This is a genomic window from Synechococcus elongatus PCC 11801, assembly GCF_003846445.2.
Classification (GTDB): Bacteria; Cyanobacteriota; Cyanobacteriia; order Synechococcales; family Synechococcaceae; genus Synechococcus; species Synechococcus elongatus_A.
The window spans coordinates 287,579-302,398 of the sequence record NZ_CP030139.2 but is presented as its reverse complement, the minus strand read 5'-3'; the positions used below and the strand labels follow the sequence as shown (position 1 = coordinate 302,398).

General features: G+C 54.5%; 16 protein-coding genes. 8 read left to right on the top strand and 8 right to left on the bottom strand.

Translation table 11 applies throughout. The annotated features are described in order from the left end of the window. Window positions 1–96 precede the first annotated feature (96 nt). Entirely contained in the window at window positions 97–555 is a 459-nt protein-coding gene (locus tag DOP62_RS01425) for a hypothetical protein (protein ID WP_261789797.1), read from the top strand. 64 nt (window positions 556–619) lie between these two features. Further along, window positions 620–2,551 carry an excinuclease ABC subunit UvrC gene (gene uvrC, locus DOP62_RS01420; protein ID WP_370538840.1) on the top strand — a complete coding sequence of 644 codons (1,932 nt, stop codon included), beginning with the start codon at window positions 620–622 and terminating at the stop codon, window positions 2,549–2,551. A gap of 82 nt (window positions 2,552–2,633) precedes the next feature. On the opposite strand, the gene pdhA is transcribed toward uvrC, so the two are convergent. Then, window positions 2,634–3,662 carry a pyruvate dehydrogenase (acetyl-transferring) E1 component subunit alpha gene (pdhA, locus tag DOP62_RS01415; protein ID WP_208673169.1) on the bottom strand — a complete coding sequence of 343 codons (1,029 nt, stop codon included), beginning with the start codon at window positions 3,660–3,662 and terminating at the stop codon, window positions 2,634–2,636. A gap of 301 nt (window positions 3,663–3,963) precedes the next feature. On the opposite strand from pdhA, the gene DOP62_RS01410 reads away from it, so the two are divergent. Beyond that, entirely contained in the window at window positions 3,964–5,847 is a 1,884-nt protein-coding gene (locus tag DOP62_RS01410) for an IMS domain-containing protein (RefSeq protein ID WP_208673171.1), read from the top strand. 129 nt (window positions 5,848–5,976) lie between these two features. On the opposite strand, the gene DOP62_RS01405 is transcribed toward DOP62_RS01410, so the two are convergent. Next, window positions 5,977–6,690, bottom strand: coding sequence for a carbonic anhydrase (locus tag DOP62_RS01405; protein WP_370538839.1), 714 nt, complete (start codon window positions 6,688–6,690; stop codon window positions 5,977–5,979). After that, a complete protein-coding gene (gene larE / locus DOP62_RS01400) occupies window positions 6,669–7,496 on the bottom strand; it encodes an ATP-dependent sacrificial sulfur transferase LarE (protein WP_208673173.1) in 828 nt (275 codons plus the stop codon). The genes DOP62_RS01405 and larE overlap by 22 nt, the downstream gene beginning before the upstream one ends. A 93-nt stretch (window positions 7,497–7,589) precedes the next feature. On the opposite strand from larE, the gene DOP62_RS01395 reads away from it, so the two are divergent. From DOP62_RS01395 to DOP62_RS01385, 3 genes are all read left to right on the top strand, one after another. Next, the gene (locus DOP62_RS01395; protein WP_208673175.1) at window positions 7,590–8,723 is read left to right on the top strand and encodes a cob(I)yrinic acid a,c-diamide adenosyltransferase; all 1,134 of its coding nucleotides are present in this window, start codon (window positions 7,590–7,592) and stop codon (window positions 8,721–8,723) included. A 296-nt stretch (window positions 8,724–9,019) separates the two neighbouring features. After that, entirely contained in the window at window positions 9,020–9,163 is a 144-nt protein-coding gene (locus tag DOP62_RS01390; RefSeq protein WP_208673177.1) for a hypothetical protein, read from the top strand. Then, entirely contained in the window at window positions 9,160–9,921 is a 762-nt protein-coding gene (locus DOP62_RS01385) for a hypothetical protein (RefSeq protein ID WP_208673179.1), read from the top strand. Before DOP62_RS01390 ends, DOP62_RS01385 begins: the two co-directional genes overlap by 4 nt. 36 nt (window positions 9,922–9,957) lie before the next feature. On the opposite strand, the gene DOP62_RS01380 is transcribed toward DOP62_RS01385, so the two are convergent. From DOP62_RS01380 to DOP62_RS01370, 3 genes are read right to left on the bottom strand one after another with little or no spacing between them, the layout of a single operon-like run. Next, window positions 9,958–10,722 (bottom strand): hypothetical protein, encoded by a 765-nt coding sequence (locus tag DOP62_RS01380; protein ID WP_208673181.1) that lies wholly within the window; start codon window positions 10,720–10,722, stop codon window positions 9,958–9,960. Between the two features lie 59 nt (window positions 10,723–10,781). Beyond that, window positions 10,782–12,029, bottom strand: coding sequence for a Y-family DNA polymerase (locus DOP62_RS01375; protein ID WP_208673182.1), 1,248 nt, complete (start codon window positions 12,027–12,029; stop codon window positions 10,782–10,784). A 24-nt stretch (window positions 12,030–12,053) separates the two neighbouring features. Continuing rightward, the gene (locus DOP62_RS01370) at window positions 12,054–12,614 is read right to left on the bottom strand and encodes a LexA family protein (protein WP_208673184.1); all 561 of its coding nucleotides are present in this window, start codon (window positions 12,612–12,614) and stop codon (window positions 12,054–12,056) included. 163 nt (window positions 12,615–12,777) lie between these two features. On the opposite strand from DOP62_RS01370, the gene DOP62_RS01365 reads away from it, so the two are divergent. Continuing rightward, complete coding sequence (locus DOP62_RS01365) at window positions 12,778–14,148, top strand: hypothetical protein (protein WP_208673186.1); 1,371 nt, start codon at window positions 12,778–12,780, stop codon at window positions 14,146–14,148. After that, complete coding sequence (locus tag DOP62_RS01360) at window positions 14,120–14,332, top strand: hypothetical protein (protein ID WP_208677109.1); 213 nt, start codon at window positions 14,120–14,122, stop codon at window positions 14,330–14,332. The genes DOP62_RS01365 and DOP62_RS01360 overlap by 29 nt, the downstream gene beginning before the upstream one ends. Window positions 14,333–14,427: 95 nt before the next feature. Here DOP62_RS01360 and DOP62_RS01355 read toward each other — a convergent pair whose 3' ends face one another. Together DOP62_RS01355 and DOP62_RS01350 are read right to left on the bottom strand one after the other, a co-directional pair. Next, window positions 14,428–14,589, bottom strand: coding sequence for a hypothetical protein (locus DOP62_RS01355; protein WP_261790102.1), 162 nt, complete (start codon window positions 14,587–14,589; stop codon window positions 14,428–14,430). A 21-nt stretch (window positions 14,590–14,610) separates the two neighbouring features. Continuing rightward, a complete protein-coding gene (locus tag DOP62_RS01350; RefSeq protein ID WP_208673190.1) occupies window positions 14,611–14,748 on the bottom strand; it encodes a DUF3854 domain-containing protein in 138 nt (45 codons plus the stop codon). Window positions 14,749–14,820: the final 72 nt, after the last annotated feature.

Genomic DNA, 14,820 nt, shown 5'->3' with positions numbered 1-14,820 from the left:
CAATCGGCCTTAAAGAATCCGGCTTTAGAGATCCTTCGCTCCAGACTGGGATTGGCGATCTAGTGCAGTCATCCCATGTCATCGTGCTGTCTGCCATTGCGTTGGTCTCTATTGTTTCTGCTGATCTCCTTTGCAGGACCGCCGGTCAACGCTGAGACGGCGAATGGCACTGGCAACCTCCGACAGCAGATCCCCGTGCAGCAGCAACGGGGAAACTGCCCAGCTCAAGTTCAGCTCACCACAAGCTGGCGTTGGTATGAGGGGGGTGGCGAACATCTCGTGATTCCAGAAACAACCGCGACGGCTGGCCGAGCTCGCTACATCAAAGGCACCGCAAAAACGGCTGAGTATCAAGCTCCCTTGAAACCGGCCTTCACCTCTTGTGTTGCCGAGGTTCGCCCCAGTGCAGATCTGCCCTATCGGTTGATCTGGAAAGACGGTCGCTTAACCTTTCGGGTTGAGCTGCCAGCCAACACGCCAGCCAATCCTTCTCAGATTAGTCAGCGAGCGATTCTGGGCGGCCGTCCTTATGTTCGCTGGCAGATTGCAGACTAAATTCGGCTCGTTCAGCTCTGAGAAGCTGGACCGCTAGAGTAAAAGGCGGTTAAGGGATTGCCCCATGATCGCTGCAACGCCAACGCCACTGCTGAAGCAACCCGATCGCCTTGAAGCGCGATTGCGGGAATTGCCTGCTGAACCTGGCGTGTACTTTATGCGCGATGCCAGCGATCGCATTCTCTACATCGGCAAAAGCAAAAAGCTGCGATCGCGGGTGCGCTCCTATTTCCGCGATCTCGATCGCCTTAATCCCCGCATCAATTTAATGGTGCGGCAAGTCTGTGAGATCGAGATCATCGTTACGGATACGGAAGCTGAGGCCTTGGCTCTTGAAGCCAACCTGATTAAACAGCATCAACCCCACTTTAATGTCCTACTCAAGGACGACAAGAAATATCCCTATCTCTGCATTACTTGGAGCGATGATTATCCCCGAATTTTTATCACCCGTAAGCGCCGACTCGGAAATAGCCGCGATCGCTACTACGGCCCCTACGTTGATACGCGACTGCTACGTCACACCCTCTTTTTAGTGAAGCGATTATTTCCGCTGCGACAAAGGCCTCAACCCCTTTTCAAAGATCGACCCTGCTTAAACTACGACATCGGTCGTTGCCCCGGCGTTTGCCAGTCTTTAATTCGACCAGATGACTATCGCAAGACGCTCCAGAAAGTCGCAATGATCTTCCAAGGGCGCAGTAGCGAGTTGGTCGAACTGCTTGAGTCGCAAATGCTGCAAGCCGCTGAAAATCTTGAGTTTGAAAGGGCTGCCAAGATCCGCGATCAAATTCGTGGACTCGAAGGGTTAGGGGCTGAGCAAAAAGTCCAGCTCCCCGATGACCGAATCTCACGAGATGCGATCGCGCTGGCCATGGATGAACAGCACGCTTGCGTTCAGCTCTTTCAGATTCGTGCCGGCAAATTGGTGGGTCGTCTAGGGTTTGTCGCCGATGCCCAGTCCGGTACGCCTGCCGCGATCGCACAACGGGTGTTGGAAGAGCACTATGCGGGCGTTGATTCGGTGGAAATTCCGCAGGAAGTCCTTGTCCAGCACGACCTACCTGAAGCAGAACTACTGGAAGCTTGGCTATCAGAACGACGGGGGCGCAAGGTTGAAATCCTATCGCCGCAGCGACAGATCAAAGCTGATTTGATTGCGATGGTTGAGCGCAATGCAGAGTACGAACTCGCCAGAACTCAGCAATCGGCAGAACGCCACGCAGCAGCCTTGATTGATCTTGCTGATCTGTTGGACTTACCCGAGCTGCCGCGCCGCATCGAAGGCTATGACATTTCCCATATCCAAGGCTCGGATGCGGTGGCTTCGCAAGTGGTTTTTATTGATGGCTTGCCCGCCAAGCAACACTATCGCCGCTACAAAATCCGTAACCCCGAAGTTCGGGCGGGTCACTCCGATGACTTTGCCAGCTTGGCGGAGGTTTTGCAGCGTCGTTTCCGCAAGTTTGCTGAAGCAAAAGCCCGCGGGGAGTCTTTAGCACCGAGTGAACAACGGCAGGGTAGTTTATTACGACCAGATGACCTCGCGGATTTCCCTGATCTAGTGATGATTGATGGCGGCAAAGGACAACTCTCAGCCGTTGTTGAAGTCCTGCGCGATTTGAATCTCCTAGAGGATGTCAAGCTCTGCAGCTTGGCTAAGAAGCGCGAGGAAATTTTCTTGCCGGGGGCTTCAGATCCACTGCCAACGGATGCCGAACAACCGGGCGTCCAATTGCTACGGCGGTTGCGCGATGAAGCCCACCGCTTTGCCGTTAGTTTCCATCGCCAAAAGCGGACGGAACGGATGCGGCGATCGCGTTTGGATGACATTCCTGGTTTGGGCCACAAGCGCCAGAAAGAGCTATTGGCACACTTCCGCTCGATCGACTATCTGCGATTGGCAACGCCAGAGCAGATTGCCGAGGTCCCCGGCATTGGCGCAGTTCTGGCCCAGCAAATTTGGGACTACTTTCATCCCAGTGAAACCGTGTGATTGTCCAACAAAAAGCGATCGCTACTCAGTCCCATCGAGGCGTTTGTAGCGATCGCCTATTTTTTGTCAGTCAAGACTGGCTTTAGTCTTCTGCCCAGATATAGCGGGTCAGTTCTTCGGGCTTCGGTTCGGGGCTGGAGATCGCAAATTCCACCGCCTCTGCAACCAAAGCTTCGATCTTCTTGTCGATCGCCTTCAGTTCTTCGTGAGTTGCCAGATTGAACTCCGTCAGGTGAGCCGCAAACCGTTTGATTGGATCGCGAGCCAACCAGAACTCTTTCTCTTCCTTCGAGCGCAGTTCATCCGGATCCGCCAGCGAGTGACCCCGGAAGCGATAGGTTAGTGCCTCAATCAGCGTCGGGCCTTCGCCAGCCCGTGCCCGTGCGATCGCTTCTTGAGCCACAGCGCGGACTGCCAAGACATCCATGCCATCGACTTCCACGCCGGGCATGCCGAAAGCGGGACCCTTCTTGTAGATTTCTGGATCGGAAGTCGCCCGCTCGTGGGACATCCCGATCGCCCATTTGTTGTTCTCGACGACAAACAGGATCGGCAGCTTCCAGAGCGTCGCCATGTTCAGGCATTCGAAGAACTGGCCGTTGTTGGCGGCACCATCCCCGAAGAAGCAAGCCGTCACTTGGTCGGCACTGGTATCGCCCAAGGCATTACGCCGGTAGGCCGTGGTAAATGCAGCACCTGTTGCGATCGGAATGCCCTCAGCCACAAACGCAAAGCCGCCCAGCAGATTATGTTCGGATGAGAACAAGTGCATCGAGCCACCGCGACCGCGGCTGCAGCCGGTCTCTTTACCAAAGAGTTCCGCCATTACCTGACGAGCCGGAACACCAGCACTCAGGGCATGCACGTGGTCGCGATAGGTACTGCAGACGTAATCGTCCGATCGCATCGCCTTGATAATGCCGCTGGCGACGGCTTCCTGTCCGTTGTAGAGGTGGACAAAGCCAAACATTTTGCCGCGGTAGTACATCTCCGCACACTTGTCTTCGAAGGTGCGACCCAGGACCATGTCCTCATACACGCGGAGGCCTTCTTCACGGCTGATTTGCGCCTGAGAAGCCTGAAAACTAGGCAGTGTACGTTCCTGAACCATAGCGGCGGCGTTCCAGTGATTGAGCACGAGCTTGCCAATAGGGGGCTAAGCATCGCCATTCATTAGATTAAAGCAGTCTGTCGGGAGCGCTGTGACCCTTGACACCGTCGCGGGCTAGCGCTCGGTGCCTCTGCCCAACCATCGCGAATGACTGCAGACGGATTGGTGGATACTGGCAATGATCCATTCCAGTGTCTGCTACAGAGACAACGTTGATCGCTCAACAAACTTGGTAAGTTGACGGTCAAGTTGGGATGATGAGGTCGGCTTAAGCCGGCAGTTCGGCTCTGGTGGGTGTTCTGTGCGTATTCCTCTCGATTACTACCGAATTCTCTGCGTTGGGGTACAGGCATCAGCGGATGCGATTGCCGAGAGTTACCGCGATCGCCTCAACCAAGTTCCCTCACACGAGTTTTCGGAACTGGCCCTGCAGGCACGACGACAACTGCTGGAGGCTGCGATTACTGAGCTCAGTGATTCTGAGCAGCGCGATCGCTACGATCGCCGCTTTTTTCAGGGGGGTGCGGAAGCGATTGAACCCACCCTGGAGCTTGAGGACTGGCAGCGCATTGGGGCTTTGCTCATTCTGCTGGAGCTTGGGGAATACGATCGCGTTTCGCAGCTGGCGGAAGACCTGCTGCCAGAGTATGAAGCCAGCACGGAAGTGCGCGACCAGTTTGCCAGCAGCGATGTGGCACTGGCGATCGCCCTTTCCCAGCAAGCGTTGGGACGGGAATGCCGACAACAAAACCTTTACGAGCGAGCGGCGCAGAATTTCAGTCGCAGTCAAGCCGCGATCGCCGATCACCCTCGTTTTCTAGAACTCAGCCGAACCCTAGAGCAAGAGCAAGCCCAGCTGCGCCCCTATCGCATTCTGGACCGCCTCGCCCAGTCTTTGACTGCCGATAGCGATCGCCAGCAGGGACTACTGCTGTTGCAAGCGATGCTGGATGACCGGCAAGGGATTGAAGGCCCCGGGGATGATGGATCGGGACTGACACTCGATAACTTCTTGCTGTTTCTTCAGCAAATTCGTGGCTATTTAACGCTGGCTGAGCAGCAGCTCTTGTTTGAATCCGAAGCCCGCCGACCCTCACCCGCCGCCAGTTTTTTTGCCTGCTATGCATTGATTGCCCGCGGTTTTCGCGACCATCAGCCAGCCCTCATCCATCGCGCCAGTTTGCTGCTGCGGGAACTGCAAAGCCGCATGGACGTGCACCTCGAGCAAGCGATTGTCAGTTTGTTGCTGGGGCAACCGGCGGAGGCAGAGACGCTGCTGGTCCAGAGCAAAGATGAGGAGACCCTGAGTCAAATCCGCACTCTAGCCCAGGGCGAGGCTCTGATCGTCGGCTTGTGTCGCTTTACGGAAAACTGGTTAGCCACCACCGTCTTTCCGGGCTTCCGCGACCTCAAAGGCGCCGCTGCCCCGCTCCAGCCCTACTTCGACAATCCCGATGTCCAGACCTATCTGGATGCGATTGTTGAGCTGCCACCGGATCTCATTCCGGAGCCACTGCCTACAGAGCTGCTGGAAACGCGATCGCCGCTGGTGGCAACCGAATTACCGACCTTAACTACTCCCTCGGCTGCTCCACCTGCTCGTCGTCGCCGTCGCGATCGCTCGGCACGTCCCTCTCAACGGCTGCCCATCCGCTGGCTAGCGATCGGAGGTGTGGCACTCCTTGTGGGTGGCAGTGTTTGGGCTTGGCGATCGCGTTCACAATCCCCTCCTACTCAGCCACCTCAGACGACTCAGACTCCGCCCCAACCGGCCCCCGCACCAGTCCCAACTCCAGCACCGGTTGCCCTCGATCGTGCTCAGGCGCAGACCGTTGTGCAGAACTGGTTAGCCGCCAAAGCAGCAGCATTGGGCCCTCAATACGATCGCGATCGCCTCGCGACGGTGCTGACGGGTGACATCCTACGGCGATGGCAGGGTTTGGCAATCCAGCAAGCCGATACGCAGTCGACATCGCAGTTTGACCACAAAGTCGCGGTTGAATCCGTGGAGCTCAGTGACGGCGATCGCCGGGCGACAGTTCAAGCCAAAGTTGATGAAATTGAGCTGGTTTACCGGGACAACCGACTCATTGACACTCGCCAAGATGTGGGGCTTGTGATTCGATATCAGCTGATTCGCGAAAATGGTGTCTGGAAAATTAGTGCTAGTGAAGTGGTGCCCTAAGAAACGCTACAGCTTGTGAGGGACTGTCATTCGATGAGAGCGATACCTGCAGCAACCCAATCAATCGCTGGGAGGGCGTTGCTGGCTCGGGGGGCATTGTGAGCAGTCATGGCACAACGTCAGGAGTCTTCAGGCTGGTAGCGGCCGAGCATTGACACCGAGGCGTTGTCGGAGCTGCCGCAGTTGTGACCGAGCAATCAAGAGGGGTCGATCGCAAACTCGCCACAGCACCGGCTCAGAGCAAGGTGGGGTCGTTAGGGAACCGGAGTAGCGCCAGACCGTGCGATCGCGGGGCAGGAAGACTGAGGGTTGTAAATCGGTCGTGAGCTGCTGACTGCTCGAGCGCTTGGGCATGGCCAGAATGGCTTGCAGTTCAGGGTGCAGGCGATCGCCTGGCGCTAGAAAGACCGCAATAACCGCTAATTGGCCGCGATCGCTGCGATGAACCAAGTGAATTTCCGCAGGGAAACGCCGACCTTGGCGATAGTGTTCGCTGGGTGTGTGGAAATGAAATTGCAGCAATTCGTAGAAGACACCGTCTTCCCAACAGCCACAACCGCTAGGGCAGTCGATGCGGAGGGAATGCGGTGCCGATTGCAGGATGCCCTTGAAGGGGCGATCGCGATAGTCCAAGGCAACGGTCGAGGGTTGTCCTTGCAGGTTGATCGGCGATTGTTGACGACCTTGCTTACACAGCCCATAAGCCGGATCGAGCTGAGCCCAGCGACGCGGCCCACGGCGACGGCCGTAGTCCCACTCAGCACTCGCCCAGACGGGCTGACTGCTGCCCAGCCAACCAACGCAGCTTCCCCCTAAAGCGGCTAGGAGCGATCGCCGGCGCATGGTGTCGCTAACACACGATTGAGTTTGCCACTGACCAAGCCTTCCAGATCAAGGCTGACGTAGCGGAATCCCAAGGATTGGAAATGGCTGACCAGAGCGGGTAAGTCAGTTTCTACTACAAACCGCTGTAAGTCCTCGTGCGGCAATTCAATACGAGCCGTATCCTGCTGGGATCGCACCCGTAGCGACTGCCAGCCCAGTTGGCGCAGATAGCGCTCTGCGGCCCCGACGCGTGCCAGTTTCTCCGCACTAATCGCTTCACCATAGGGAAAACGCGAGGAGAGACAGGGCATGGCGGGTTTATTCCACCAGGGAATCCCCAGCTCCTGCGCCAGTTGACGAACTTCCAGCTTGCCAATACCCGCTTCTGCTAACGGCGATCGCACACCCCGCTCCCGAGCGGCTTGCAGTCCCGGACGGTGATCGCCGAGATCATCTGCGTTGACACCATCCAAGACCACCGCAAAGCCCCGCGCTTGGGCGAGAGGTTGGAGGCGATCGTGCAGCTCGCTTTTGCAGAAGTAGCAACGATTGCTGGGGTTGCTGGCGTAGTTGGGATTGGCTAGCTCATCAGTATGAATTTGCTCATGGGCAATGCCGATCCAGTCTGCCTGCGATCGCGCAGCGGCAAGGTCTTCCGGCAGAAGAGAAGCCGAGACCGCAGTAACAGCTAGGGCGCGATCGCCTAACTCTTGAAACGCAAGGTAGGCCACCAAGCTGCTGTCGATGCCGCCCGAGTAGGCCACCACTGCTGAAGGCCACGATCGGAGTTGCGATCGCACCTGCTCTAGTTTGGCCTGAAGCATGAATGTCGAACCCAGCAACGCCCTCTAGCCTATCGAACTCGCAGCGATTGCAGCAGATCGATAAGATCAGGGCTGTCGCAGACTCAGATCAGCATGGCGCGCTCAGGCATTGGCATCCGTACCGCTCAGCAGCAGTCGGGGCGCTTAACCGGTCAAATCCATGTCTATGACGGGGCAGGCAAGGGCAAGTCCCAGGCGGCGTTGGGAGTGGTGCTGCGCTCAATTGGCCTAGGCATTCGCGATCAATGGCAGTCCCGCGTCCTGTTGCTGCGCTTTTTGAAAGGGCCGGGTCGCACCTATGACGAAGATGCTGCGATCGAAGCCCTCCAGCAGGGATTTCCTCATCTGATTGACCAAGTCCGCACGGGTCGTGCTGAATTTTTTGGTCCCGACGCTATCAGCCGCTTCGATCGTCAAGAGGCACGCCGGGGCTGGGATATTGCCAAAGGGGCGATCGTTTCGGGTCTCTATTCCGTGATTGTGCTGGATGAGCTCAATCCGATTTTGGACTTGGGCCTCCTGCCCGTGGAAGAGGTAGTGCAAACCCTGCGCCAAAAGCCCCCTGAAGTTGAGATCATTGCTACTGGCCGCGGGGCACCTCCGCAACTGCTGGAAATTGCCGACTTGCACTCGGAGATGATTGCCCATGCCAATCCAGCCATGACACCAGTTGGCATGGAAGGGATTGAGATCTACACCGGCGACGGTAAAGGGAAGTCCACCAGCGCCCTTGGCAAAGCACTACAGGCGATCGGGCGGGGTATTGGGCAGGATCTCTCACATCGCGTCTTGATTCTGCAATGGCTCAAAGGCGGTAGCGGCTATACGGAAGATGCCGCCATTCAAGCGCTCCGCCAAAGCTATCCGCATCTGGTTGACCACCAGCGATCGGGTCGAGATGCGATCGTTTGGCGTGGCCAGCAACAGGAAATTGACTACATCGAAGCAGAGCGGGCATGGGAAATTGCACGAGCCGCGATCGCTTCAGGGCTCTATAAAACGATCATCTTGGATGAACTCAACCCAACAGTTGATTTAGAGTTGTTGCCCGAGGAACCAATTCTGCAAGCCCTGCTACGTAAACCCCGGGACACAGAAGTGATTATCACGGGGCGCTGCAAGCAAACGCCAGCCTACTTCCACCTCGCTAGCGTCCACTCCGAAATGGTTTGCCACAAGCACTATGCAGAGCGTGGCATTGAGCTGAAACGCGGCGTCGATTACTAGGGCATCTCTTCAAAATCAAGGGGAGAGCGGACGGCCTTGGCTTCCAGTAGGCCAATGAATCTGAAGTTGTTAACCCCTCTCGGGAGCAACCGATGGTTTCGAGAGACTATCGCGGGTTAGACCTGAGCGACATACTGTGAAGCCACATCAGTCTATTGGCCATGTCTACTCAAGAGTGAATTCTTGCGGCTGCTCGTCATTGGGTCCCAACCCATGTCCCCCAGGACATTAGCCTGACAGCTGAAGTCCTCCACAACAGTGCGACGAAGGTTGTCCTCCCCATCGATCAGACCGAGGTGCGGACTGTTGCCCGACGCTTTCGGCTCAGTGAAGACCGCCTCGCCAAGCTCCAGCCCCTCGAAGCCCTCTGCCGCTTTGGGGTGCAGCTGCGCCATGTCCAAATCCATCCCTACTGGCAGCGTCAAGGAGCAGAGTCATGATCCAGCAAGCCCTTGTTTTAATCCTGATGATGGTGGCGATCGCCGCCTGCAGCTCCGCCACTGCTGAAGCTCCCAATCCCGCGCAAACCGCGATCGCTCCTGTGGAAACTCCCACAGAACCCGATCCAGCTGCACCCAATCAACCGCGACAACTCAAGCTCAAGTTCGAGGTTGAAAAGCCCGAGGATTTGCAAGTCGTTGAGGGCGATCGCCTCCAAGCGGGACAGATGATCGCTCTCCGGCCCGGTCGAGCCACGCTGCAAGCACGGTTGGCACAGCTCCAATTCGAGCTATCCCAGCCACCCGCTTTGCCCAGCACTCAGCCTCAAGAAGCCGCCGCCGCTCGGGAACAAGCGCAGTTAGTTCTCTTGCAAGCCCAGTCGCGCCTCACAACAGCGCAAGCCGAAGCGGAGCGATCTCAATCCCTCGCAGATCAAGGACTTCGACCCCAGCGGGAAGCAGACCTCGCCGCGATCGCCCGTGATCAACAAGCCCTGCAAGTCCAAGTCGCTCAACAGCAACTCAAAGCTTCAGAGCAACGACTCCTCAATGCGATCGCTCAAGCGCAGCGCCAAGACAAGCTCAATCAGTGGCAAGCCCAGCAACGACAGATGGAACTCAACTCAGTCCAAGCTCAACTCGATGCTCTGGTGGTCAAAGCACCCTACTCAGGACGGGTCAGGCGTGTGCGCTGGCTGGAGCAAGTCGGTGGGCAAGTAAAAGTAGAGATCTCTTTGCAAATCACCAGCAGTCTTTAAGCCATCCATCTCGGTGATGGATTTAGTTTCAAAGAGTTAGAGATCTGCTGCAGAAGACTGCACCAATAGCTGAGTACGAGAAATACCTCTCGGACAATGTTCTGGCTGACGAAACTGGTAATAGCCACACCAAGCATTTTCTTCGTCTAATACCGGCAACGGAGGTATTTCCTGCAATGGACTTAAACGGATAATGTACTCTTGCAAATCAAACTCTTCACTATCGATATAGTCATTTTCTAATAAAAACTTGAACCAATCTGGCTGTTCTGCTTTAGTTTTATCTTGTAGATGAAACCATTGCTGCCACTGCTTTCGAGGAATCTCCTCCAGATGGAAGTTGAAGTTCATACTTCCTAAAAAGGCATAAACTTCAACTAGATAGTCCCCAGGAGGAATAGTAAACTTCTGGAAGTTAAACAGATGCGGATTAGGTGGATCAGCATGATGAATCGCAACCTCCCAATCCTCTTCGCAACCACCACCACCCAACAACATCAACTCACCGCAGGGAATGTGTAAATAACTTTGTATACGACCCAGCCATTCATGTTCCTGCCCAGGGGTTAAGTCACCCAACACAACCACAACCTGATCTAAGGCACAATCACCAGGGAAGAACAAAGGTAAGCAAATCCCCTCTGCAATGAGTTGCTGAATAGCTTCCACGCCACCTTGCAGTTGACCAACAATTTGGCCAGGTTCTAAACCGCTATTCCCTAAGCTGGTAGAGCTTAAAACGTACCAAGCCCCATCATTGAAAAAACGCTGGTCAACTGGCAGTACTCGCTGGTTTGACATTTCCTTCACCTTTTCAAAAGACCAGACTGCAGATAATCGCTAGGTGTGTCTAAGCCCTATCAGGACCTTGCCAAGACCAAGGGCAAATCCTGCCATCGCGTCGTGTACTGCGGCGTTCGATGATTTGATTGCATCGCCCAAGCTTGAGTCGTTCCCACGGCTCCATACTTCAGGGACTGCCGCCCAAACTTCCGATTAATCCGGTCAATGGTCGCCATCAGCACTTCACCTTTGCCGTCGCCGGTTTCCTCAAACAGACTCTGCTGAACTAACTGGTCTGAGCTCAACCCTTGGAGTAGCACTCCTGCTTTCTTGTAAGCTCGCCCAGTTTGATAGATGGACTCCGTACAACGCAGGGCGACTTCCAATAGCTTTCCCGTATGGCTGGTAGATGTGAGTAAGCCTTGACTGGCACTCGGCGCTTCGTAGTTCTCTTGAAACCGATTCGTCCGCGCAAAGACGGTCAGATAACTAGTCGTCAGCTGCCGACTCCGTAGCTTCTCCGCTGCTCGACTCACGTAGGTGGCCACAGCTTGTTTCAGTTCCGGCAAGGTTGTAATCGGCTGCCCGAAGGAACGGGAAACGACTAAGCTCTGCTGCGGATTAACGATGGATTCGAGGGGTAAGCAGGATTCGCCCCGCAGTTCTCGCACAATCCGTTCCAGCACCACGTTGAACTGCTGACGAATTAGAGCAAGGTTGGCCGACTGTAGTTCAGCAGCAGTGTTGATCTTCAATGCTCGTAATCTCTGACCCCAACGACCAGAGATGCCCCAAACATCTTCAACCGGCAGCGTGGCGAGGACTTCGGAAACCTTTGAGGGCGATAGGACAAATACACCGCCGTTCTGCTTGGCCAGTTTGTTTGCCACTTTTGCTAGGACCTTCGTGGCAGCAATCCCAATCGAGACAGGGATGCCTGTCCACTGACCCACGGTCTGACGAATTAATTGACCTTGCTGCAGCGGTTGGGATTGAAACCCAGAAAAGTCTAAGAAGGCTTCGTCAATTGAATAGACTTCCAGCTCTGGACAGAGCGTTGCTAGGGTTTGCATCACCCGCTGGCTCATGTCGCCGTAGAGGGCGTAGTTGCTGGAGAAGACCTGAATCTGATGTTGCGTCACTAGGTCTTTGACTTTGAAGAATGGGATCCCCATAGGAATTCCCAGGGCTTTCACCTCGGCGGAGCGGGCGATCACACAGCCGTCGTTGTTGGAGAGAACAACCACAGGCTGACCGTGGAGTTTGGGATTAAAGACCCGTTCACAGGAGACGTAGAAGTTGTTGCAATCTACAAGAGCAAACATTTCAGAGTCCCAATAATTGAGAACTCAGAGCGTATGAATAACATTGGTCACGACTCCCCAAATTTGGAAGGCACTGGCGTCAGTAATCTCAAGGTCGGGATAGTTCGGGTTCTCGGCTTGTAGGAATAGCCGTTGGCGGTCTTGGCGCAGGCGCTTCACGGTCAGTTCGCCGTTCAAGACTGCAATCACAATTTGTCCGTCACGGGGTTCAAGGGAACGGTCGACGATAATCATGTCCCCGTTGTGAATTCCTACCCCAATCATTGAGTCGCCAGAGACTCGCGCCATGAAGGTAGCGGCCGGATTCTTAATCAAGTGCCGATTGAGGTCTAGTCTCTGCTCGATGTAGTCATCAGCGGGTGAAGGGAACCCTGCTGAAACTGGCATTTGGTAAAGCGGTAGGGCTAAAACAGCTCCGCGCTGCGGGCGATACACCTCGCTCAGGGTTGTCCTGGACTGCTGCTGATCGAGGATCTGGGGCAGTTGCTCAATCACACTCAGTGGTAGACGGACAGACTTGGTGGGTTCGCCATACTTCCCACTCCCTCTCGGTCGGCCGGCTCCAGATCTAGCTCCACCGCGCATGAATACTGTACGGAATTCAATATCTTCATCTTAATCAGCTAGGACAAGTGGGGGGATAAATTGAAATAAAGCTTGTCTTGTAGGTTTCTACCGCGTCCTAAGGCCTGACTGGAGTTGAGTGGGACGTTACGATTACTGCGAATGACTGGAGTCATAGATTAGAGTGGCTTTGTTATTACAATTTATCGCCGGTAATATCCTTGCCTTGATCATTGGGGCAATCGTTGGCAGCATTCTCAACTCAATCGTTAGAGCACTCTTCAGACGTCGAGAAGTGCAATCCCTTCCAGCCATTTTGGGCTCTTTCTTAGGAGTATTCCTCGTTGCTATTTTGCCCATGATTGGCCAACCTGTGCTGAGTGGTGATGCTTACGCTGCTATTATTCTGAACTTTATTCTAGTGATATTGATTCCTCTGGGATCTATCCTCGGGGGCATTATTGGCAGTGTATTTGGTTTGCTCTTTTCGAATCGACTCAGTCTGAAGCAGGGATGGATTTCATTTGTGGGAATTTACCTCTTCTTATTTGCTGGGTTTTATCTCAAGGATTTACGAGCGCCAGAGCCGCCTCTCCTCGCTGAATCATTGCCATTAGTCAGTACAGTTCCCAACGAGTCGCCCTTTGTCTGCTGTATGGCCTTTAGTCCAGATGGTCGGCGCTTAGCAGTCGCTAATTCTGCTGATGTTCGAATCTGGCAGATTGATTCAGGTAAGGTGCTGATCAGTCTGAAAGGGACTCCACATACAAAAATGAATATTGAGCGAGAACAAATTGAGGCGATCGCTTTTTCTCCTGACAATACAACGCTAGCAACTGCAACAGCTCAAATCATTAAAGTGATTGATTCTAAAACTGGACAGCTCCTGCACCAATGGGATGGTGGCGGTGATGTTCAGTTCACACCGAATGGTCGTACCCTTGTTGGTTTTATTAAGCCAGCAGCAGAAAATGCCCAAGCATCACTACGAGCCTGGGACGTTAAAAGTGGCAAAATTCTGCAAACGATTCCACTCAAACGGAGCGATATTGACCGACCCTTTCCAATCTTCGATATTTCTTCTAAAGGAGACAGTCTAATTGTTGCCCCTGACTACGGTAATCGTATTGAAAAGTGGGACCTAAATACTGGGAAAATTCAACAGACGTGGGCTAGTGACCAACAAGGACAAATTACGACTCTCGCTCTAACACCTGACGATCAGACTGTGATCCTTGCTCAGCATAATTCTCTACTGTTTTTAAGTTTATCGAGTGGCAAGATCATCCAAAAGGCTAATGCCTACAGTGTCCTCAATCTGATGGTTGATCAGCGAGAGGATCAACTGCTCAGCGAAAATCGTTCTGAACTAATGCTCTGGCAGCTGAAAACGGGCGATCGCCTCGCGCAGTGGCGACTAAGTGGAACATTGGGAATTGCTTCTAAACCAGTAGTGTTAAGTCCAGATGGTCAACTTCTGGCAACTTATACCCATGAAGGACCCATCAAACTGTGGCAGTTGAAAAGTGAGTCATCATCTCGCGGTCAAAGATAACCGGCGCGACTATGGCGAAAAGCGAGTGCTCTCCGTTAGCTTCCTCGATGACCACATGGTCATGGTTGGCTACACCTCGCGGGCGATCGCGTCACATCTTCTCTATGAGGAAATGCAATGCCCGAGAAATCCGCCGCTACACGCCATACTTCCAGCGAACCTGATGACGATTTGCCCGAGTTGACAGATGAAATGCTCAGTCGAGTGGTGCTCAAGCAAGGCGGCAAGCGCAACAGCAGACCCCGATCGCAATCTCCCAAAGTGGCCATTAGCCTGCGCTTAAAGCCGGATGTCTTGCGCTTGGGTGCCTTTGCCGGAAGGCAGCGCCACGATACTGCTCTGGGGAATCGCATCGAGGGCGATCGCTTTGGATAGGTCTGGTTCTGAAACCTGAAGTGAGGGTTGATAGTGACTGAGCGGAAAGCGCAGCCGTTGCAGCATCGCACCTTCAATCCATCGCCGCTACCAAGCTTCAAAGGATGGGGTGGCATCTAGAATCTGATGCCATTTCTCAGCCTCGTGAGCGGCGATGAGGTCATCGAGGCCTTGGCCTAATTTGGGGTTCCACTGGGCAACATGGACCGAGCACTCAGCCGCCATAATCAGCCCTTTGGCTCGGCAGGGGAGAAGCTGGTGTCTGTATTCCTTTCTGAGGGGGATCGCTTTTCTGAT